Origin of the sequence: Sporosarcina sp. P34 (genome assembly GCF_002743375.1) — a bacterium.
Classification (GTDB): domain Bacteria; phylum Bacillota; class Bacilli; order Bacillales_A; family Planococcaceae; genus Sporosarcina.
The window spans coordinates 104,744-124,947 of record NZ_PDZC01000010.1; the positions used below are offsets into that span (position 1 = coordinate 104,744).

At 40.3% G+C, this 20,204-nt stretch carries 22 protein-coding genes; 7 read left to right on the forward strand and 15 right to left on the reverse strand.

Annotated features, from left to right (window positions below; all coding sequences use genetic code 11):
• Positions 1 to 35 precede the first annotated feature (35 nt).
• The gene (locus tag CSV63_RS13645) at positions 36 to 1,769 is read right to left on the reverse strand and encodes a methyl-accepting chemotaxis protein (RefSeq protein ID WP_099696309.1); all 1,734 of its coding nucleotides are present in this window, start codon (positions 1,767 to 1,769) and stop codon (positions 36 to 38) included.
• 286 nt (positions 1,770 to 2,055) lie between these two features.
• Here CSV63_RS13645 and CSV63_RS13650 point away from each other — a divergent pair, with 286 nt between their 5' ends.
• Together CSV63_RS13650 and CSV63_RS13655 are read left to right on the forward strand one after the other, a co-directional pair.
• Positions 2,056 to 3,099 (forward strand): lipid II:glycine glycyltransferase FemX, encoded by a 1,044-nt coding sequence (locus CSV63_RS13650; RefSeq protein WP_099631763.1) that lies wholly within the window; start codon positions 2,056 to 2,058, stop codon positions 3,097 to 3,099.
• A 38-nt stretch (positions 3,100 to 3,137) separates the two neighbouring features.
• On the forward strand, positions 3,138 to 4,319 hold the full coding sequence (locus CSV63_RS13655; protein ID WP_099631764.1) for a DEAD/DEAH box helicase: 1,182 nt from the start codon (positions 3,138 to 3,140) through the stop codon (positions 4,317 to 4,319).
• A gap of 163 nt (positions 4,320 to 4,482) precedes the next feature.
• On the opposite strand, the gene map is transcribed toward CSV63_RS13655, so the two are convergent.
• From map to CSV63_RS13675, 4 genes are all read right to left on the reverse strand, one after another.
• Positions 4,483 to 5,232 carry a type I methionyl aminopeptidase gene (map, locus tag CSV63_RS13660; protein ID WP_099696310.1) on the reverse strand — a complete coding sequence of 250 codons (750 nt, stop codon included), beginning with the start codon at positions 5,230 to 5,232 and terminating at the stop codon, positions 4,483 to 4,485.
• Between the two features lie 94 nt (positions 5,233 to 5,326).
• Positions 5,327 to 5,668, reverse strand: a complete 342-nt coding sequence (locus CSV63_RS13665; protein WP_099696311.1) for a magnetosome magnetite crystal formation protein family — start codon at positions 5,666 to 5,668, stop codon at positions 5,327 to 5,329.
• A gap of 101 nt (positions 5,669 to 5,769) precedes the next feature.
• The gene (locus CSV63_RS13670; protein WP_143565405.1) at positions 5,770 to 6,174 is read right to left on the reverse strand and encodes a hypothetical protein; all 405 of its coding nucleotides are present in this window, start codon (positions 6,172 to 6,174) and stop codon (positions 5,770 to 5,772) included.
• Between the two features lie 4 nt (positions 6,175 to 6,178).
• Positions 6,179 to 6,487 carry a hypothetical protein gene (locus CSV63_RS13675; protein ID WP_099696313.1) on the reverse strand — a complete coding sequence of 103 codons (309 nt, stop codon included), beginning with the start codon at positions 6,485 to 6,487 and terminating at the stop codon, positions 6,179 to 6,181.
• 231 nt (positions 6,488 to 6,718) lie between these two features.
• On the opposite strand from CSV63_RS13675, the gene CSV63_RS13680 reads away from it, so the two are divergent.
• Positions 6,719 to 7,264: a GNAT family N-acetyltransferase gene (locus CSV63_RS13680; protein ID WP_099631768.1), complete on the forward strand. Its 546-nt coding sequence runs from the start codon at positions 6,719 to 6,721 to the stop codon at positions 7,262 to 7,264.
• 31 nt (positions 7,265 to 7,295) lie between these two features.
• Here CSV63_RS13680 and CSV63_RS16375 read toward each other — a convergent pair whose 3' ends face one another.
• The 4 genes from CSV63_RS16375 to CSV63_RS13690 form a co-directional block, all read right to left on the reverse strand.
• On the reverse strand, positions 7,296 to 7,547 hold the full coding sequence (locus CSV63_RS16375) for a hypothetical protein (RefSeq protein ID WP_143565406.1): 252 nt from the start codon (positions 7,545 to 7,547) through the stop codon (positions 7,296 to 7,298).
• A gap of 64 nt (positions 7,548 to 7,611) precedes the next feature.
• Complete coding sequence (locus CSV63_RS13685; RefSeq protein ID WP_099636950.1) at positions 7,612 to 8,190, reverse strand: beta-class carbonic anhydrase; 579 nt, start codon at positions 8,188 to 8,190, stop codon at positions 7,612 to 7,614.
• 107 nt (positions 8,191 to 8,297) lie between these two features.
• Positions 8,298 to 8,438: a hypothetical protein gene (locus tag CSV63_RS16670; protein ID WP_169535197.1), complete on the reverse strand. Its 141-nt coding sequence runs from the start codon at positions 8,436 to 8,438 to the stop codon at positions 8,298 to 8,300.
• A gap of 107 nt (positions 8,439 to 8,545) precedes the next feature.
• A complete protein-coding gene (locus CSV63_RS13690) occupies positions 8,546 to 9,778 on the reverse strand; it encodes an aminopeptidase (protein WP_369823855.1) in 1,233 nt (410 codons plus the stop codon).
• A 185-nt stretch (positions 9,779 to 9,963) separates the two neighbouring features.
• Between CSV63_RS13690 and motA the strand changes: the two genes are divergently transcribed.
• Both motA and motB read left to right on the forward strand, forming a co-directional pair.
• Positions 9,964 to 10,773, forward strand: coding sequence for a flagellar motor stator protein MotA (gene motA / locus CSV63_RS13695; RefSeq protein WP_099696315.1), 810 nt, complete (start codon positions 9,964 to 9,966; stop codon positions 10,771 to 10,773).
• Positions 10,757 to 11,524: a flagellar motor protein MotB gene (motB, locus tag CSV63_RS13700; protein WP_099696316.1), complete on the forward strand. Its 768-nt coding sequence runs from the start codon at positions 10,757 to 10,759 to the stop codon at positions 11,522 to 11,524. The genes motA and motB overlap by 17 nt, the downstream gene beginning before the upstream one ends.
• A gap of 27 nt (positions 11,525 to 11,551) precedes the next feature.
• On the opposite strand, the gene CSV63_RS13705 is transcribed toward motB, so the two are convergent.
• Together CSV63_RS13705 and CSV63_RS13710 are read right to left on the reverse strand one after the other, a co-directional pair.
• Positions 11,552 to 11,773: a DUF1128 domain-containing protein gene (locus CSV63_RS13705; RefSeq protein ID WP_099676424.1), complete on the reverse strand. Its 222-nt coding sequence runs from the start codon at positions 11,771 to 11,773 to the stop codon at positions 11,552 to 11,554.
• A 74-nt stretch (positions 11,774 to 11,847) separates the two neighbouring features.
• A complete protein-coding gene (locus tag CSV63_RS13710) occupies positions 11,848 to 13,203 on the reverse strand; it encodes an alanine/glycine:cation symporter family protein (protein ID WP_099696317.1) in 1,356 nt (451 codons plus the stop codon).
• A 222-nt stretch (positions 13,204 to 13,425) separates the two neighbouring features.
• Here CSV63_RS13710 and CSV63_RS13715 point away from each other — a divergent pair, with 222 nt between their 5' ends.
• Together CSV63_RS13715 and CSV63_RS13720 are read left to right on the forward strand one after the other, a co-directional pair.
• Positions 13,426 to 13,866, forward strand: a complete 441-nt coding sequence (locus CSV63_RS13715) for a YtxH domain-containing protein (RefSeq protein WP_099696318.1) — start codon at positions 13,426 to 13,428, stop codon at positions 13,864 to 13,866.
• Between the two features lie 35 nt (positions 13,867 to 13,901).
• Complete coding sequence (locus CSV63_RS13720) at positions 13,902 to 14,852, forward strand: YihY/virulence factor BrkB family protein (protein ID WP_099696319.1); 951 nt, start codon at positions 13,902 to 13,904, stop codon at positions 14,850 to 14,852.
• A gap of 42 nt (positions 14,853 to 14,894) precedes the next feature.
• Here the strand turns inward: CSV63_RS13720 and CSV63_RS13725 are convergent, their stop codons facing one another.
• The 4 genes from CSV63_RS13725 to CSV63_RS13740 form a co-directional block, all read right to left on the reverse strand.
• Positions 14,895 to 16,799, reverse strand: a complete 1,905-nt coding sequence (locus tag CSV63_RS13725; protein ID WP_099696320.1) for a heavy metal translocating P-type ATPase — start codon at positions 16,797 to 16,799, stop codon at positions 14,895 to 14,897.
• A gap of 332 nt (positions 16,800 to 17,131) precedes the next feature.
• Entirely contained in the window at positions 17,132 to 18,664 is a 1,533-nt protein-coding gene (locus CSV63_RS13730) for a fumarate hydratase (RefSeq protein ID WP_099696321.1), read from the reverse strand.
• A 24-nt stretch (positions 18,665 to 18,688) separates the two neighbouring features.
• Positions 18,689 to 18,859, reverse strand: a complete 171-nt coding sequence (locus CSV63_RS16675) for an SE1561 family protein (RefSeq protein WP_099696322.1) — start codon at positions 18,857 to 18,859, stop codon at positions 18,689 to 18,691.
• A gap of 353 nt (positions 18,860 to 19,212) precedes the next feature.
• On the reverse strand, positions 19,213 to 19,953 hold the full coding sequence (locus CSV63_RS13740; protein ID WP_369823859.1) for a polysaccharide deacetylase family protein: 741 nt from the start codon (positions 19,951 to 19,953) through the stop codon (positions 19,213 to 19,215).
• Positions 19,954 to 20,204: the final 251 nt, after the last annotated feature.

Genomic DNA, 20,204 nt, shown 5'->3' on the forward strand with positions numbered 1-20,204 from the left:
CCTACGCGCAGGGATGTTTTACTTCACTCAACAAATTAGCTAAATCGATCAACTAAGTCGTGCATATTCTCCGCCTCTGTATGAAGGTCTAGGGAAGCATGCATAATCGTGCTGATTGCAGCTTTTTGTTCATCAATGGATGCATTGACTTGTTCAGTAGCAGCAGCTGATTCGGCTGCGACAGCTGCAATTTGATCTATTGCTTGAACAACGTGTTGTCGATTCTCATCCATACTACTCATATCATTTTCCATAGTCTTCAATAGCGATGTGATGTTGAGAATAGAATCGGATAGTTGTTCGAAAGCATTTTTAGTTTCCAGAATCGTACCTTCTTGATGACTTGTCAAATCTAATGTGTGTTTCATTTGGTTCTCGGCAGTCGTCGTATCTTTCCGAATATGCACGAGTAGATCGCGAACTCTTGTAGTTGCCTCGTTTGTGTCTTCAGATAAATGACGTACTTCATTGGCAACTACAGCGAATCCTTTTCCATGTTCTCCTGCGCGAGCGGCTTCAATACTAGCGTTTAACGCCAGTAAATTCGTTTGCTCTGAGATCGAGGAAATCGTTTGGACAATTGCTTGTATTTCATTCATTCTAGATACAAGTTGTGAGAAGTTACCTTGTAAGTCGTTAATGACGATGTTGAAATTCTGAGAGTTTTCTTCCAAAGTCTCGGCCTTTTGCATACCTGAACTTTGTAGAGTGTTCATGCTATGCATTTCTGTCACAACGTTTTCATATTGCTCTGATGCATTGGAAATCAATTTGGATAATTGACTAACTTTTGTAATCGCGATATCTGCTTCTTCGGATTGCACAACTGCCCCTGAGGATACTTCCGTAATAGCGCTATGGATTTCGTCAGCCGATGCAGTCGCTTCTTCCGTAATAGCGCTAAGTGTTTCGGAAGAGGTTCTCATACGGTCTGAAGAAAGTCTTGTATGACCGACCATCTCATTTAGATTATTTTTCATTGTATTCACATTTTCAGCTAAATGACCGAGCTCATCACGTGAACGGATCGGAATGTCTTCGCCAGATAATTTACCTTGCGCAATTTCAGCCGTAATGTGGCGGATATTCTTAATATAGGATGTTAGACGTCCTGAGAAGATTGAGAATAAAGTAACACCCACTATGACAGAGATAATAACTGATAGTAAGGTATACCATAAAACATTTTTCGCTCCAGCATTAAAGTCTACTAGGTAGGTTCCTGCCACTACAATCCATCCCCAATTTGGATCTTGCAGGCTGTACGTGATTTTTGGCGCTTCAACATTCAGGTTACTTGGCAGCGGCCAGTCATACTGTACATAACCACCTCCGCTTTTAGCTTCTGAGATTACTTCTCGAATGAAGTAACGACCATCTGCTGTTTGGGTTTCATAGAGACTTTCTCCTTCTTTCTGCGGATGTACGAGCAAAGTGCCTTCCTCATCCACTACATAAAAGTAGAAGTTCTCCCCATATTTCGCTGGATTTTCTAAAGATCGAGTACCATCAGTGGCCATAGGTCCCATAATTTTGTCTTTAGCCCGTTTTTGGGCGTTCTCTAAACTCATTGTACCGTTCTCTACTTGAACATTGAGCTCGTCTATCAAGTCTAGGATCGCATACGTTCCATTCTGTAATCCCATTTCTCCAACAGACTCAAGTTCTTGTTTTGCTACGAAGTAATTGACGATACCAACAGCTAATAATGGAATTAAAATAACTAGTGCTGCAAGCGCTATCAACTTGTTACGTACTGAACCTTTCAATATGTAATGCCCCCTTTTGCATGTTTGCTACATGAAACCTTTCTCCCCTTTTTATAGTATAGGCTATTCTAATTAATAACGGAATAGCTTGTCTCAATTAATAGTAATTTATTACTTAATTTTCAAACTCCGTTGGTAAATGACAGCGAACTACTCTTCGATTCTTGACTTGAAAAATACAGTAGGCTACACTTAATAGAGCTGTGGCTGTGCGGTTCTTTAAGATTTTCAAACGATTAAAACGGAAATTGTACGGAGTCATAGTAATGTAAGGAGTGTTCGAGCAGTGCCGATTTTAGATAAAAGCAATGCGGAAGATGTAAAAAGATATGAAACATTTATGAGAAATTCTCCATTTCGTTCCATTACACAAGATCCCAATTGGGCAAATGTGAAAGACGACTGGGGTAATGAACAGGTATATGTAGAACGGGACGGAGAAATTGTAGCCGCTATGTCCTTATTGATACGGAAAGTACCAGGTGGATTTTCCTTACTCTATGCACCACGAGGACCTATTTGCGATTTACATAATCAGAAGTTGGTTGCAGAATTGATTCAAGAGGCAGAGGTGCTTGTAAAAAAACATAAAGCCTTTGCATTAAAAATGGATCCGGAACAGCTGTATACAGATGAATTGGACAAGCTATACCGTGATGCGGGTTACATAGTACGTAACGAAGGCGCGGGTAAAGAAGATTTAATACAGCCCCGTTATAATATGATTGTTAAATTGACTGACGAAGATGAAGATTCTTTAATGCTTAAGTTCCGTAGCAGAACGAGAAGTAAAATTCGAAGCTCTGCACGTAAAGGTGTGGAGATTTCCTATTCACGCAGTGATGAATATTTAAAGAAATTCTTTGAAATTCATGAAGAAATGTCTGTTCGTAATCAGATCTCCATTCGTTCATATGATTATTTCGTCAAAATGCGAGAGGCATTCGATGATTTACGCATCTATATAGCAAAGCACGAAGACGACTATTTAGCTGGCGCTATAACTATTAATTATAACGGGAAGTTGTATTACTTATATGCCGGCAGTTCCAACACGAAGCGCAATCTAAATCCAAGTTATCTTATGAACTATGAAATGATGAAGTGGGGATTGGAAATCGGAGCGGAACAGTATGATCTCGGTGGGGTATTCGTACTCGACAGTGAGCAGGATGGCTTATATAATTTTAAAAACAGTTTTTGTCAAGTGGACGGAGTGACAGAATTTATCGGTGAAATCGATAAAGTATACAAACCATTCATTTATAACTTATTTGTAAAAGTAGTGCCTAAAATTCAGAAGTTGAAAAAGAAGCTTCAAAAAAAATAACCGGTTGAAGTCCTCAACTATAGAAAAGAGTGAACCGAATGAATTTTTTAGATGAGCTGAATGAATCTTTACGCACAAAATGGAAATTTAAACAACCTATGCCGATTCAGTCTCAAATGATACCCGAGATGTTGTCTGGTAAAGATATAGTAGCGGAATCACCAACGGGAACGGGTAAAACACTTGCCTATACATTACCTGTGATTCAAATGGTTGATGGGAATCTACCGAAGACACAAGCGTTAATCATTACACCATCACAAGAGCTGTCCATGCAGATCGTCAATGTGATACGCGAATTGGTGGAAGGTACTCCAGTTACCGTAACCCAGCTAATTGGCGGTGCAAATATGCAACGTCAAGTCGAAAGGCTGAAGAAAAAACCGACAATCGTAGTCGGTACACCAGGCAGATTAAATGAACTAGTAAGAGAAAGAAAGCTGAAAATGTATGATATAAAATACTTGGTTATTGATGAAGGAGATCAACTTCTGTCGCGCGAATATCGTGTACTAGTGAAAAGCTTGATTGAAGCGGCAAATCCTGAACGTCAGTTAGCCGTTGTGTCCGCAACAATTACAGATGAAATCGAACTGGTTGCGAAGCAAATGATGAAGGATCCAATTCGTCTGCAAGTCAACGCGGATGAGATTCCAAATAGTGGTCAAGTAATTCATTCTTACGTAAAAGTGGATGAACGCAAAAAGACCGATGTACTTCGAGGAATCTCCGCAATATCAGGCGTGCGCGCACTAACATTCATGAATAATGTAGATCAATTGCGCATGAAAGAGCTAAAACTACTTTACAATGATGCACCAATTGCAGTCCTTTACTCAGATATGAAGAAACTAGATCGCCAGAAAACGTTAGAAGACTTCAGAAAAGGGACTATTCGCATACTGATTGCAACAGACTTAGCAGCGCGAGGATTGGACATCGAAGGGTTGACACACGTCATCCATGTCGACGTTCCCCATACAGCCGAGCAATACGTGCACAGATCAGGAAGAACGGGTCGTGCAGGAGCAGATGGGGAAGTCCTAACACTCCTATCTTACTCGGAAGAACGCGACTACCGAAAAGTTTCCAAAGGCATCAAAACCGTTCAAAAAGTTTGGTACAACGGACAACTGATTGAAGGAAACTCCAAGACAGTGGAAGAAATGAAAAAAGCGGCACCGAAGAAATCAAAGCCGAAAGTTAAGAAAAAGAAATAATAAAACGAAACATCCAAACGATGATATGTAAAGACTGGAGACAGCCCGGATACGAGGAGGCTTTTCTTCAGTCTTTTTCTTTTACTACTTTATCAATTAACCAAAACTTTGTGACATAAAAATGAGTGTGCACGGAACCGTCCGCACACACTCATTTTTACTATTAATCAAGTTGAGTCAAAATGATAGGCTGATCTTTCGTCACGACAATCGTATGCTCAATTTGGGCAACTAATGACTTATCAGGCGTAACAAAAGTCCAACCGTCATCCAATTCAATCACATGCTCAGCCGCCTGAGAAACGAATGGCTCCACTGCCAGAACCATACCATCTTTCAATAATGTTTTATCCCAAGGATCATAATAATTCAGAACATGCTGAGGCTCTTCGTGAAGAGACGTGCCAATTCCGTGACCGGTTAAATTTTTAATCACATGTAAGCCATGATCTTTCGCCTCACGCTCCACAGCTTTACCGATTTGATTCAAACTAGAGCCTGCTTTTACTTTCAATAACGCGCGGTCCAAAGCTGACTTTGCTACGTCGCATAACTTCTGTTTTTGCTCGTCAGGTGTACCTGCCACGAATGAAATACCTGTATCTGCAAAATAGCCGCCAGCTGATCCGGAAACATCTATATTTACAAGATCACCGTCTTGGATTTCGTAGCTTCCTGGAATGCCATGCGCTACTTGATGATTGACGCTGATACATGTATAGCCAGGGAAGTCATACTGGTCGATAGGAGCAGAAACCGCACCTTTTTCAGCAAACAGACGACCTGCCATATCATCAAGTTCTTTCGTTGTGATGCCGGGTACTGTAGCTTCTTTCAACGCTTCACGGATTTCTGCAACAATTTTACCTATTGCCCGTAACCCCTCTAATTCTTCATCATTTTTTACAATCATGTTCACAAGTCCTTTCTTCCGTACAATTTATTCAATTCTACTATATCATACTTTATTGATGTTTTTTTAATGATTAGCTTGTTCTGTCCATTCCTTACTTCAGGACTTTTACACCTTGATAGACATTCCAAATCAAGACGATTACAAACAATAAACTATATAAAGTGATGAATAACACAGGAATGAATCCCCAGAACATCATATTGTTGTTTGCATTTATCATACTATCAGGATTAAAGGAAAAGATCGAAAAGGACATAATAATGAATCCAGCAATTAGTAATACCATAGGGACGATATGTGAAACGAGTGCTTTTTTTGCATGACGGCGAACTTCGAATTCATCCGCAATGAAATAAATGATGATTGGCAGTAGAAGGGGGGCGAAAAAGACACTAAAATAACTAAGTGATGACAATAACTTTGAATTTGACATAGCGTAACCTCCACTCTTTAGCATGATAGTCCACACTCTAACCTATACCCTAGTTTACGGTATAATCGTGAAAAAAACACGGCTGCCTAATTGGCACCGTGTTATAATTGTTTAGGCTTTGAAAAACGCTGGCCCATAAATAGTATAAAACCAATTACCGCGGAAAGAAATAAAGCGGCTGTTGAAACAAATAGTTCATCCGTTCCATTTTTTATTGCAATACCGATGAAAGACCAAATGATAATTAAATTAAACATAGAGTCATGGTAGTGATACATAAAATGTAAGGCAATTGCTGTAGTTAGAGTCAAGAACAATACTGTCCATAGTGGATCACTCAAACCCCATCCTGTCCAATCGTGGAATTTGAAAGCATAGTTAGAATTCGCGATGACAGCGATGAAGATCCATGCCATGTAAGCCGAGATCGGAAGTCGTTCGCGATTCGTTCCCTCTATTTTTACATAACTGAAATACAACACGAGTAAACAAATTAATAAAGCCATTACGCTAACGATGGCCCAATAATAATAGCCATGCGATATTTAAAAAACAGCTGACCGAGAACGAGGTTGCACGTAAATTGGCGACAGATGAAGAAAGTCTAGCTACTGTTTTGAAAAACATGTATAGCCAACTGACAAGTAACAGATCTAGCACTATCCAAATTGAAAAAACGTACTCTGCAGGCATGAATAGAACCGGTACCCGATTAGCAATTTCCCAAGTAGTCAGTCCATTAAGTGGGATTAAATTTGCAGCGATATGAGTTCCAATCATGATGAGTAGCGAAAGTACCATCAAAATAATTCTTAGCATGATAAAATCCTCCTGAACAACAGTATACAGAGAATACGGATCGATGGAGTGGGAAAGTATGAATATTCCTTTACAAATGAGAAAATGTGGCATTCTATTGTCTTGTTCATGTAAAAAATCTATAATAAGAACTAATGAATTCAGATAACTAGAACTGATTCTTCATTTCATTCGCACCGATTGGATAAAGTAGAAGATAAGAACAGAATGCTTCGAAAAGGATGGGGACAAATGATTTTACTCGAAGGGGAGCAATGCTACCTACGAATACTCACGGAAGATGACGCATACCAATTCACCCAGCTACTTATTGCCAATAAGGAATACTGGACAGAATTTGAACCAAGACATGACAATACGTATTACACAGTAGCAATGCAGCGAGATAAAATTCGGGAGTCTCTTTATCAAATGCGTGACCGACGAGAGTACAACTTCGGAATTTTTGATTCGGAAACAAGTATGATCATTGGTCAAATTTCATTGTATAGTATTAAACGGTTACCGTTTTCCAGTGGTTTTGTGGGGTATTCCATTGATCAACGACAAACTGGAAGAGGAATAGGTACTGAAGCAGTCTCACTCATTAATCAATTTGCGTTTGAAAAAGTGAATCTGCATAGGGTGGAAGCATATGTATCTCCTCGTAATGTAGGTTCAGTGAAAGTATTGGAGAAAGCACAATTCCAGCGTGAAGGATTATTGCGTCAATTGCTGTTCATTAATGGTGTGTGGGAAGATCATTATATGTATGCCATTGTGGAAGGGGATTATTGAAAGGGTAAGACCCTTTTGGAAAAGTGGATGATTATATGGAAAAGCCGGCTCTTCGAATAGAAGATGCTGGTTTTTCTTGATTTTGAGGTTTAGGGCGGTGTGGATGTGTTTCGATCAACGTTTGGTGTAAGCGCTCATAGATCATGACTACGCGCTCTATCAAACGGGATGACCGCTCTATCAAACCAGTCAACCGCTCTATGTCATATAGAAACCGCTCATACCCTCGCCCCGAGCGCTCATAGTCGACTCGGAACCGCTCTATAGACTTCCTAAAACCCACCCCCTCCATCAACAAACAAAACCGGCCCTTCACGTAGAAGAGGCCGGTTTTTCATAAAGCTATTTTACTGAGACAATTCTTGTGCTTTGTAACCATCTTCAATAACGTCCAGCTTGCCGTTTGCAGGGTCGATTACAAGACCATGCACATTTACGTCGGTCGGGATGAGAGGGTGGTTACGGATTGCGTCCACACTCTTTTTCACGCTCTCTGTCACATCGCTGAAACCGTGCAACCATTTTTCCATCTCGATTCCGGAATATTTCAATGTTTTGAACATGTTTGGATCAACACCGCGGTCAATCATATTTCCTATAATGTGATCCGTGTTGATAGAGCTCATGCCACAATCATGATGACCAATGACATAGATTTCATCTGCTTGTAATTCATAAACGGCAACTAATATACTTCGCATCAGACCGCCAAAAGGTGATGTAATAATCGCGCCAGCACTTTTAATAATTTTAGCGTCGCCATTTTTCAAGTTCATTGCTTTCGGGAGAAGCTCGATTAATCTGGTATCCATACATGTAAGGATGACAATCCGTTTATTAGGAAATTTCGTAGTGGAAAACTCCTCATACTTTTTTTCCTCAACGAAGCCTTTGTTATAAATCATGATTTCGGATAATGATGTCATTGTTGTAATCTCCTCCGTACTGTTTATAGTATGTAAAAGAAAAGAGTCGCCATTTTAGGCAACTCTAATCATGAAATCCACTTCCATTAAAACTGGAATTGAAAAAATTAGTTTCTGCCTTCTGGTTTCGGATCAATAGTAATGGAGTCGTTTGAATCCATTGATCCAGATAAGAAGTGCATCGTAAACAAGGATGCAAGTCCAAGAACAACCATGTAACCGATAACTGTTGTATACATTAAAGCCATTTGAAAGCCCCTCTTTCTGAAATGTATTATGTTCTCTTATCTATTATACATGATTTTCGAGAAAATATTAAGAGCTTCTGTAAACTTCGAATGAAAAGTGACGGATTTTAGAATGCCCAATTTCCATTACGGAAGATAGGCTCTACTGTTCCATCTTCTAATATTCCATCAATATCCATCTTTTCAGAACCAATCATGAAGTCGACATGTGTTAAGCTTTGATTCAATCCATTAGCCTGTAGTTGTTCGGAATCCATTTCTTTCCCACCGTCTAGGCAAAAAGCGTAGGCACTTCCAATGGCCAAATGATTCGAAGCGTTTTCATCAAATAATGTATTATAGAATAACACATTCGAATTAGAAATGGGTGAGTCATGCGGAACTAGTGCTACTTCGCCAAGAAATTGTGAGCCATCATCAGTATTGACGAGTTGTTTCAGAATTTCCTCGCCTTGAGTAGCTGTAACGTTAGTGATTTTACCATCTTTAAATTGAAGCGTGAAGTCCTCGATAATTGTTCCTGCATAGCTAAGTGGTTTAGTGCTAGTAACAGAACCATTCACTCCAGTTTTCAACGGTGCCGTAAAGACTTCCTCAGTTGGCATATTGGCCATGAACTCATGACCTGCCTGATTGACACTACCCGCCCCACACCATAAGTGTTTTTCCGGTAATTCTATTGTTAAGTCGGTGCCTGGAGCTGTATAATGAAGTTTGCGGTAATGTTTACCATTCAAATAATCTACTTTTTCATGCAAGTTTACATTGTGCTTTTTCCATGCCTGCACTGGATCTGGCTGATCTGCCCTTACAGCACGTAAAATAGAATCCCATAGAGCGGATACTTGTTCTTCTGTAGGTAGTTCAGGGAAAATTTTTGCTGCCCATGCTGTTGAAGGTGCGGCAATTACTGTCCAACTGAATTTATCTGCCTGCATAGCCTGGCGGAATTTGCTAAGCGCAGTGCTGGAGGCTTTCTGATTATCGCGAATTCTACTAGGTTCGATACCGTTTAATAAATCTGGATCTTGCGATACGATCGACATGAAAGCAGCGCCTTTCTCAGCTAGCTGTTCACGCTCCATCTGTTTCCACGTAGGGAACTCGGAAAACGAATCCGCTGGTGCTTTTTCATAACGTAGACGTGTGACGACATCATCGCTCCAGTCTACGAAGACTTGTCGTGCTCCTGCATCATAAGCTTTTTCAACGATTAATCGAACAAATGAAGTATTTTCAGTAGAAGCGCTGATGAATAGATATTGGTCTTGTTGAATATTTACACCCACCTTTACAGCTAAGTCGGCATAATTGGAAAGTTGGTTTTGAAATGGATTCATCATGACATCTCCTTTTTACGTAATGTGACAATTCTAACAAGTGAAGTTCACAGTTCGCAACGATAAAGCAATCAGGATAGGATGAAATACTCTTAACTCCCTAAGAATAGTCGACAGTTTTCCCTAAACAACGTCAGAAATTAACCGAAATAATAAGAAGAATGTAGTATTTGGAGGCTTTATACATGGATTTATCCACAATTGTAGGTTTAGTATTAGGATTTGTAGCTCTCCTCGTCGGGATGACGCTTAAAGGGGTAACGCCCGATGCATTACTTAACCCGGCCGCTATTCTAATCATCATAGCAGGAACGATTGCCGCTGTTGTCATCGCATTCCCGATGAATGAATTAAAAAAGGTACCTAAATTATTTAAAATTATTTTTACTCAGCAAAAGCTTGCATCGGATGCAGAATTAATTCGTCTATTTTCTTCTTGGGCTGATATTGCTCGTCGAGAAGGGTTACTTGCCTTGGAAGCAAAAACAGAGGAAATTGATGATCCGTTTTTGAAAAATGGTTTGGGTTTGGCGATTGACGGTCAGAATGCCGATTATATTCGTGATGTATTAAGTGAAGAGGTGGAGGCGATGCAGGAGCGACATTCAGTAGGTGCACAGATCTTCTCGCAAGCCGGTACATATGCTCCAACACTTGGGGTTCTCGGTGCTGTTGTAGGACTGATTGCCGCACTAAAAGACATGAATAATATCGATGCGTTAGGCCACGCGATTTCTGCTGCATTTATTGCGACATTGCTTGGGATTTTTACGGGATACGTCTTATGGCATCCGTTCTCCAATAAACTCGTACGGAAATCAAAAGAAGAAGTCCGTCAGAGGACAATGGTGATTGAAGGAATTCTTTCCGTATTGGAAGGGGAAGCACCGCGTGTCATCGAACAAAAATTGGCATCTTATCTTTCTGTAGAAGACCGGAAGAAGCTAGCTATTGATGGTAGCGAAGGAGCTGGTAAAGTTGGCGAAGAAGCGTAAGAAAAAGAAGCACGAAATTGAACATATTAATGAGTCTTGGCTATTACCTTACGCTGATCTCCTGACGTTGTTACTAGCATTATTCATCGTACTATTTGCTACGAGTTCAGTAGATGAGGGACGATTTGCAGAAGTATCAAAAGTATTCAGCGAAATATTTGAAAGTGGTAGCGGAATCATGAGTGAGAGTGCGCCGACCACTACCCCTGTTCCAGAAGACTCGGTAGGGGAGTTAAATGAAGATTCCTCCTATATGGAAGATCAGCAATCCTTAGGAGAAACGCAAGATGATTTGGACGAGTATATTGCGGTGAATGAATTAGAGAATCAGTTTGAGACCGAAATGACAAGCGAGGGCTTATTGCTCACAATTCGTGACAGTGTGCTGTTTAAATCAGGAGAAGCAACAATTACTCCAGAGTATAAAAGGCTGGCGAATGATATCTCTCGGTTGCTCACACTGGATAGACCGCGCCAGGTGGTCATCACAGGTCATACAGACAACATTCCGATCAACAATGCAGAGTATTCATCCAACTGGGAGTTAAGCGTTATGCGCGCTGTAGAGTTTCTTAAAATCATTGTAGCAGACAATGAAGTTGACCCGAACCTTTTCAGTGCGAAAGGATACGGAGAGTATAAGCCGATTGTTCCGAACAACACGATAGAAAATCGCAGTAAAAACCGTAGAGTGGAAGTACTCATTCAGCCACTTGTCTTAAAAGACGGCACACCGGTCACACCGCAATAAAAAAGCGACTCCAATGGAGTCGCTTTTTTACTTGCGCAAAGAGCCAAGTTCTGCCGCAATTGCTTGCATTTCATTCGGCGTGATGTTGTCACGTTTCATGACCGTCTTGTACATATAGTACAAATCATCATACTGCTCTGTACTGAAGTTTTCGGGCTTCATCGCATCCACATTTACCATGCGCAGTTTTTCTTTAATCTGTTCAATCATGTATGAGACATTCTCAGGTGATTTCGAAGACAAATCCATATTCTTACCGCCTTTCTTCTAATGAAAACAATCATTTCATGAAAGCGGTAAGCTGTCAACCGAACTGAGAAGTGTTACTTGCGGGCTGCTTCACGTTCTTCGTCAATTTTCTTCTTGAAACGTCGTGTCTCCATAATGACAACGCCGGACAAACCGAGCAATCCAATTAAGTTTGGAATCGCCATTAGGCCATTTAATACATCTGCTAAAATCCATACAAGGTCAAGTGATGCAGTCGCCCCTACAAATATGAATGCTACGAATATTATTCGATAAGCAAGAACTGCAGCGCGGTTAGGAATGAGATATTGGAAGCACTTCTCTCCATAATAACTCCAACCTAAAATGGTAGATGTAGCAAAGAATATAAGTCCTATTGATACTAAGATCGGCCCGATACCACCAAGGAAAGAGCCAAACGCTTCTGCCGTCAAAGAACCAGCATCAATTGATTTATCTTGCCATTTATTACTCATAACGATTGTGACACCTGTAATGGAACAAATGACTAATGTATCGAATAATACTTGTGTCATTGAAACAAGGGCCTGACGTCCAGGCATATCTGTACGTGCAGCGGCCGCTGCGATTGGCGCTGAACCGAGACCTGCTTCATTCGAGAAGAGTCCTCGCGCGACACCGAATCGGATTACTGTACCGATTGCACCACCGGCAATTGCTTGGCCTGTAAATGCGTCTGTGAAAATCAGACCGAATGCTGCTGGAACTTGTTCAATGTTCAATACCATGACAATCGCACCAGCAAAGAAATAGAATAGTGCCATGATCGGTACGAAAAATGCCGTCACACGACCGATTGATTTGATACCTCCAAGAATAACAAGTGCACCGAATAATACCAATGCAATTCCTGTAATATAGTGTGGCACATCAAAAGTGCTTTTCATTACGTCTGCTACTGCTTTGGATTGTGTTCCGTTACCAATTCCGAACGCGGCCAATGCGCCGAATATCGCAAATAGTACGCCGAGCCATTTTTGCTTTAGACCATGTTCTAAATAGTACATCGGTCCACCAGCCATCAAGCCATTGGAATCTTTGACGCGGTACTTAACAGCCAAGATTGCCTCACTGTACTTTGTTGCCATACCGAAGAACCCTGCAAGCCACATCCAGAAAATCGCACCTGGCCCACCTGCTACAACAGCAGAGGCAACTCCGACGATGTTACCGACACCGACTGTAGCGGCCATCGCAGTCATTAGAGCTTGGAACTGTGAAATGTCACCATCTGCTTTTTTATCATGCTTCCGTGAAAAAACTTGCTTCAGTGAATAAGGCAGTAATCTTAATTGAATAAATGTTAAACGTAGTGTTAAATAAATTCCGGTACCAATTAATAAAATGAGCAGTGGCGGTCCCCATATTAAATCGGACGCGGTAGTCAAGAAATTCTCGATCTTTTCCATTTCATCCCCCCAATTTCTCTATAATGTTAGTATCCGCTCCCAAGACTACGAGAACCAACCCCTTTCAGTAGATTCTGTTATTTACATGTTATTGTTAATAATCTAAAAAATAGAACGTTTCGTCAAGCTTTTTTTAATAAAGTGCAACAAAGATTGTTTGGCAAGTTGCAATATGGGTATAATGAAGTGAGACGTAAACGTGAATAAGGAGGCGAAAAATGTATGGGTTCTAGTAAATTTGGAAGATATGTATTAGGCGGAGCATTACTTGGAGCTGCAGTGAGTATGCTGGACCGTGCAACACGGCAGCACACATTGACGACAGCCAGAACATCATATGAAAAAGTATTATATTACAAAGAAAATCCGGATATTGTAAAAAATGAGTTCCAACAGAAAAAAGAAAAAATGCAAACCCTTGTTGATCAAGTGAAAGGTGATGTAAACTACATCAAATCACAGGTCGATGAAATCAAGACGCTGACTCCGCAAGTGAAAGAAATGTTTGCGGATACAAAGGAAGCAATCACAGAATCTAAATCAGAGTACGAGCAAATCATCGTAGATAATTCTACAGCTGCATCTTCTGTTACAACGGAAGGGGATGCTTCACTGCCTCCGATGGTCCAAAAAAAAAACGTGATTCCACTAGAGAAAAAATAAAAATAAATTCAGTAAATGAAAGGGGGACACATCAGTTGGAAAGACAAAAAAGTGCCCCTTCTTCAGATGCTGAAAACGGCGATGAGTCTCGAACTGAAAAAGTGAAAGAATTCATCAAAGATATAAAAGACGGGGAAGAAGAGGATTTTGATCCGACAACTACAGACGGATTTTTCAAACAATTAATTATCCGAATGAAAGAATTGGATATCTCAGCGGCTGGTTCGCAGTTAGCTTTCTTTTTCCTATTGTCTTTATTCCCTCTATTAATCTTTCTTTTTACACTGCTGCCTTACTTACAGTTAGACCAAAGCCAAATCTTCTTATTTATTCGTGAGTATGCACCAGAAGGGACAGCTTCACTAATTGAAGGAACACTTTCTGAAGTACTGGATAATAAAAGTGGTGGATTACTATCAATCGGAATTTTGGCTACAATCTGGTCCGCGTCTAAAGGCATGGGTGCAGTAACAAAAGGATTAAATGAAGCATATGAAGTTGAAGACGATAGAAACTTTTTCGTTTCAAAAGGATTGTCGATTTTGTTTACTATTATGTTAGTTATGACTGTAATCGTCGCGTTAGTGTTACCGATATTCGGTCAACCAATCGGGCATTTGATCTTCACATTCTTAGGGTTGGAAGAGACGTTCCTGACCGTATGGAATTTGGTACGATTCCTTATTCCGCCATTGCTGATTTTTGCGGTATTCTCACTCCTATATTGGCTAGTACCAAGTATAAAGTTGAGTTTTAAAGGAATACTCCCTGGAGCTATTTTTGCGACAATAGGATGGATCGTTACTTCACTAGGCTTCTCGTTTTATATTAGTAATTTTGGAAGCTATACGAATACGTATGGTAGTATCGCCGGGATTATCGTATTAATCATGTGGTTATACTTATCAGCTATCATTTTGCTGCTGGGAGGTACAATCAACTCAATCGTGAAAAATCGTCAGGAATATAAACAACAAATAGGATAAATAAAAAGTGAAGAAAGGAACTCCCTTTCTTCACTTTTTATTTTACTCTATTTTATTAAGCATCCGTAATCCATTTAATATAACCAAGATCGTACTTCCTTCGTGTCCAATGACACCTAGAGGCAGATCTACTACTTGCATGAAGTTAGCAATGATGAGAATTGAGATGACAGCTATCGAGAAGAAAACATTCTGTTTAACGATTCGTTGCATTTTTCTCGAAAGCTTTATGGCATATGATAAGCGATTCAAGTCGTTTTGCATAAGAACAACATCGGCTGTCTCCAGTGCTACATCTGTTCCTTCACCCATCGCAATGCCCGAAGTAGCGGTAGCCAATGCAGGAGCGTCATTGATGCCGTCTCCTACCATACCGACTGTACCGTATTCTTTCAATAAATACTTAAGCTGAACGACTTTCTCTTCGGGTAGACATTCTGCTACGTACGTATCGACACCAACTTCATCTGCAATTGCATGGGCGGTCTTTTCGTTATCGCCAGTTAACATCACTGTACGAAGTCCTAGAGATTGTAAAGATTTAATCGCAGAAATGGCTTCATTTCGTAATGTATCTTGTAAAGCAGCTAACGCTACAATTCCTTGTTCATCTCTCATGAAAATGACAGTTTTCCCTTCATTCGCAAGGGATACTGCTACATTGTCTTGGAACTCTTCTACTAACTCTACTCCAACAAATTTTGGATTACCGATTAGAATATCACCATGATCGGTCTCGGCTTTAATACCAAATCCGGGAATGTCTTCAATATGGAGATTACGTTCAGGTTCTACACCATGCTCTGTCGCGTAATTGATAATGGCTTTTGCCAACGGGTGATTGGATAGAGACTCCGCACCTGCAAATAAAGCAAGTGTTTCTTTCATATCTGCACCTTCTCGAACGATGAAATCCATCACGATCGGTTTTCCATTCGTCAAGGTACCTGTTTTATCAAAAGCGAATGCTTGCAATGTACTTAAGTGTTCTAAATGAACGCCGCCTTTAAATAACACACCTTTTCTGGCGCCATTGGAAACAGCCGCTAGCGTAGCAGGCATAATGGAAGCCATCAACGCACAAGGAGAAGCGACGACTAGCAAGACGATGGCACGGTAGAACGTTGTAGTCCAGTCCCAGTTAAACAAGAAGTGGGGTAAGAACATCATGATCACAACTGCAGCCAACACAATCTTTACATAAGATCCTTCAAAACGTTCGATAAATTGTTGGGAAGGAGACTTTTCGCTTTGCGCGTTTTGTACCATCGTGATAATTTTTTGAAATAACGTCTCAGAACTAGGTTTCGTCATGGTCATGCGAATTGCACCGCTAATATTCACGGTTCCTGCAAATAACTCATCGTTTTCTTGCTTTGTTACCGGAATAGATTCCCCGTTGATAGCTGACATATCAATCGAAGTGATTCCGCTTAATACTTTGCCATCGACCGGAATGCGTTCACCTGGTTTAACGAGCAAAACGGAGCCAATCGATAAAGAGTCAGTAGATACTTTTTTCTCACTGCCGTCTTCAAGGATCAACCACGCTTCCTCGGGCTGTAATTCCATTAACGAAGATATTTCATTATGGCTTTTATTGAGAGTATAAGTTTCTAGTGCTCCGCTAATCGCAAAGATAAAAATAAGAATTGCACCTTCAGCCCAGTATCCGATAATTCCTGAACCAATGGCTGCAAAAACCATTAGCATCTCAACGTTCAGTTCCTTATTTTTTATCGTTTCTTCAATGCCTTCCTTGGCTTTAGCGTAACCACCAATCAGAAACGCTATGATATACAACGTGACAGAAAAGGATTCTACACCATTTTCCCCCAAAATCCATGCGGCAAGAATGATAATCCCAGAAAATATAGCTGCGATTAGTTCAAGACGTGCAGACCAGTCAATCGTCTGTTCAGGTTGTTCTTTTGCAAGTGTTGTCATGTATTCTCCTCCTAATTGATAATGAATTTCAATTTCATAGCACTTATTAAAGCAGTAAAGTCGATTCTACAGTAGTAGAATCGACTTTTGGGCATCTAAATAGAATGAATATGAAGTTGTAATAGTTATTATCTACAGTATATCATTTCTGAAGAAGAAATGTTACTTATTTGGCTTTTTCCTGCAAGAATATGGGATGGAGTTGATAAACGAAGGGAAGTGGACCGGGAGTGTACGAAGGAATTGATGTAAAACAATTAGTGTAGACTTCTAACTACGTTAAGTTCATTCAAAAAAGCAGCGAATGAGAATTCTCATTCGCTGCTTGCTTATTAGTTGAATACTTTTTCTTTGAATTGAGAAAGCTTTTCGAGTGATGACTTGTCAATGTCAGCATGCAAGCTGTTACCATGTGAGTCCATCGTTACGACTGCAGTGAAGTCCTCTACGCGTAAATGCCATAATGCTTCAGGAATACCGAACTCCAGCAAATCGACGCCTTCTACCTCTTTAATACAGTCAGCATAATACTGTGCCGCACCGCCGATGCCGTTCAAGTATACACCGCCGTGCTCTTTAAGAGCTGCAAGTGTTTTAGGTCCCATTCCGCCTTTGCCGATCACTGCTCGGATACCGAACTTCTTCATGATATCGCCTTGGTACGGTTCTTCACGCATAGAAGTCGTTGGGCCGGCTGCTTTGATCTCATACTTGCCTTCATCGTTCTTTAGAACAACAGGTCCACAGTGATAGATGACTTGACCATTCAAATCAACTGGCGCGTCGTTGTCCATTAAGTGCTTATGGATCGCATCACGGCCTGTGTACATCCGGCCTGAAATTTTTACAACGTCGCCAACATGAAGATCACGTACGTCTTCTTCTGAAATAGGTGCTTGCAAGTGTACAATACGTGCAGTGGATTTTGCTTCTTCAGCTGGTTGTTCGAATGCAATTTTCTCGCCTTCATTATAGTGCCAGTCCATGATTTCGCCAGTTTCTGCATTAATATTCACTGCCATACGACGATATGCCCAGCAGTTATATGCTACAGATACATAGAAGCTCGCAGGAAGACGGTGCATGACACCGATTTTACATCCTAGTAATGTTGCTTCTCCGCCGAAGCCCATTGTCCCGATTCCAAGAAGATTGGCTTTTTCCAATACGTAGTCTTCCAATTGTGCAAGTTCAGGAATTGGATTAACGTCTGTTACATCGCGGAATAGTTGTTCTTTCGCCAGATCATATCCAGATGAACGATCGCCACCGATTCCAACACCGATAAACCCGGCTGAACAACCTTGTCCTTGTGCTTGGTAGACCGAGTGAAGGATACATTTACGAATACCGTCCAAGTCGCGTCCTGCACGGCCAAGACCTTCTAATTCAGTAGGGAGGCTGTATTGGATGTTTTTGTTTTCACATCCGCCACCCTTTAATATTAACTTTACTTCAATATAATCTTCTTCCCATTGTTCAAACTTTACAACGGGCAGGCCGATACCTAAGTTATTGCCGCTATTATCGCCAGTTAATGAATCTACAGCGTTCGGACGTAGCTTTCCTTTCTCCGTAGCTAGCACCAAAGCGCGTACAATGGCAGCTTTAATTTCCAATTGGTTTACCCCGATTGGTGTTTTGATCTTAAATGTAGGAAGGCCAGTATCCTGACAAATTGGAGATAGTTTATCATCTGCCATATTGATATTATTTGCAATCGTATCCAAACTCATTGCAGCGCTTGTTCCTTTATTCTCTTTTTCCTTTGCGGAAAGAATTGCGCGTCGGACATCTTTTGGCAAGTTTGTAGACGTTTCGCAAACTAATTCATATATACTCTTTTCAATTGTCTCTATGTACATCTCAAAATCCCCCGTTAGTATACGTTATTTTTTCGAATTATCCATCTGTTCTTCTAATTCATCGAGTAACATGATCAGGCGATCTATGTCCTGCAGGTCCGTGTGTTCAGGTTCAATTGCTTCCAATGTTTCAATGAATTGATTGAATCGATTTTTCAGTTCGATGACTTGTTCATTATTTTGTGATTTGTCCATACGCACACCTCTTTCTATCATTGATATCGTATACGAAAACACCATATTATTCAATCTGATTTTGCTATACGAGCCGTAAACTATAAAAAAAAAGAAAATAATAATATTTTTTATTAAAACACTTTACAATTAACTGAATAGTTGGTATAGTAAGTTTAATCAAAAGAAAAGGAGGTCGTAGTTATAGAGACGAATCGAATCCTAGACACATAACAACGAAGGAGGGGATCCGTAACAATCCAACATGGATGATCACGTTGGATAACTACGAATGTGAACATGCAAACTGAAGATGTAGAAAATAATTAGAGACCTTATCTGTTGGTAGTGAACATACAGATAAGGTCTCTTGTTTATTGTGTAATGGTATTTCCTTTCTCATATTCCTCCACTAACTGATCTAGTGAATGGAATTCATAGCCTTGCTTCTTGGCATCACGGATGAAATCGGGGAGTGCCTCTGCATTATCAGCTGCTACGGTATGCATTAAAATGACAGCGCCTGGGTGCAATTGATTCATTAATTCGTTATAAGCATACGCTTTTCCTTTTCGTTGATCTCGATGCCAGTCAATGAATGCAACAGACCAGAAAATATGTCTATATCCTAGATCATTTCCTTTTTGCAGTACCTTCGCATTAAATGTTCCCTCTGGTGGTCTCGTATAGATTGTCCTCTTTAGACCAGTAGTAGCATATACAATTTCATCTAGTTTCTTCCACTCGTCTTCCATTTGTTGTTCGGTTATATTCGCCATATTCGGGTGATCATATGAATGATTTCCGATACCATGGCCATCTTTCACCATACGTTTCACCAAATCACTGGCACTTTTCACATAATGTCCAGTCAAGAAAAATGTGGCGGGCGCTTTCTCCTTTTTCAACGTATCTAAAATGCTTTCAGTGTAGCCGTTCTCATATCCGTTATCGAATGTTAGATAGACGACTTTTTTATCTCCTTTCCCTTTGTAAATTGCGCCATAATCATCAAGCAATTTATCTAGTTCTGCTCCGGCAGAAGGGGGAACACCGTCAGTAGCTTTTTTGAAACCCCAATGAAAAGCATCAGCTTGAACAGTAAAGGGATTCATCACCACGCCAACAATTAGCAAACAAGATGCCAGTAAAATTCCTGACAAATGATGAGTCATTAAGCGTCACTCCTTTTTATTAAGCATGTGCCAATACGCTTTTTGTATGTAATAAAAAAAGAGGCTGGGACAAAACCCTCCTCGAATTGAAAAAGAACGGACCCATTGAAGTTTATGGAGTCCGTTCTTTTTTATATAAGATTTTTTAGTTTTATGAAGAAAAAAAGGATACCTTCTGATAAAATTTAGTC

Coding starts and splice junctions, on each gene's coding strand:
- CSV63_RS13655 (WP_099631764.1), top strand. CDS start 3,138: ATGAATTTTTTAGATGAGCTGAATGAATCTTTACGCACAAAATGGAAA.
- map (WP_099696310.1), bottom strand. CDS start 5,232: ATGATTGTAAAAAATGATGAAGAATTAGAGGGGTTACGGGCAATAGGT.
- CSV63_RS13665 (WP_099696311.1), bottom strand. CDS start 5,668: ATGTCAAATTCAAAGTTATTGTCATCACTTAGTTATTTTAGTGTCTTT.
- CSV63_RS13670 (WP_143565405.1), bottom strand. CDS start 6,174: ATGGCTTTATTAATTTGTTTACTCGTGTTGTATTTCAGTTATGTAAAA.
- CSV63_RS13675 (WP_099696313.1), bottom strand. CDS start 6,487: ATGCTAAGAATTATTTTGATGGTACTTTCGCTACTCATCATGATTGGA.
- CSV63_RS13680 (WP_099631768.1), top strand. CDS start 6,719: ATGATTTTACTCGAAGGGGAGCAATGCTACCTACGAATACTCACGGAA.
- CSV63_RS13685 (WP_099636950.1), bottom strand. CDS start 8,190: ATGACATCATTATCCGAAATCATGATTTATAACAAAGGCTTCGTTGAG.
- CSV63_RS16670 (WP_169535197.1), bottom strand. CDS start 8,438: ATGGCTTTAATGTATACAACAGTTATCGGTTACATGGTTGTTCTTGGA.
- CSV63_RS13690 (WP_369823855.1), bottom strand. CDS start 9,778: ATGAATCCATTTCAAAACCAACTTTCCAATTATGCCGACTTAGCTGTA.
- motA (WP_099696315.1), top strand. CDS start 9,964: ATGGATTTATCCACAATTGTAGGTTTAGTATTAGGATTTGTAGCTCTC.
- CSV63_RS13705 (WP_099676424.1), bottom strand. CDS start 11,773: ATGGATTTGTCTTCGAAATCACCTGAGAATGTCTCATACATGATTGAA.
- CSV63_RS13710 (WP_099696317.1), bottom strand. CDS start 13,203: ATGGAAAAGATCGAGAATTTCTTGACTACCGCGTCCGATTTAATATGG.
- CSV63_RS13715 (WP_099696318.1), top strand. CDS start 13,426: ATGGGTTCTAGTAAATTTGGAAGATATGTATTAGGCGGAGCATTACTT.
- CSV63_RS13725 (WP_099696320.1), bottom strand. CDS start 16,799: ATGACAACACTTGCAAAAGAACAACCTGAACAGACGATTGACTGGTCT.
- CSV63_RS13730 (WP_099696321.1), bottom strand. CDS start 18,664: ATGTACATAGAGACAATTGAAAAGAGTATATATGAATTAGTTTGCGAA.
- CSV63_RS16675 (WP_099696322.1), bottom strand. CDS start 18,859: ATGGACAAATCACAAAATAATGAACAAGTCATCGAACTGAAAAATCGA.
- CSV63_RS13740 (WP_369823859.1), bottom strand. CDS start 19,953: ATGAATCCCTTTACTGTTCAAGCTGATGCTTTTCATTGGGGTTTCAAA.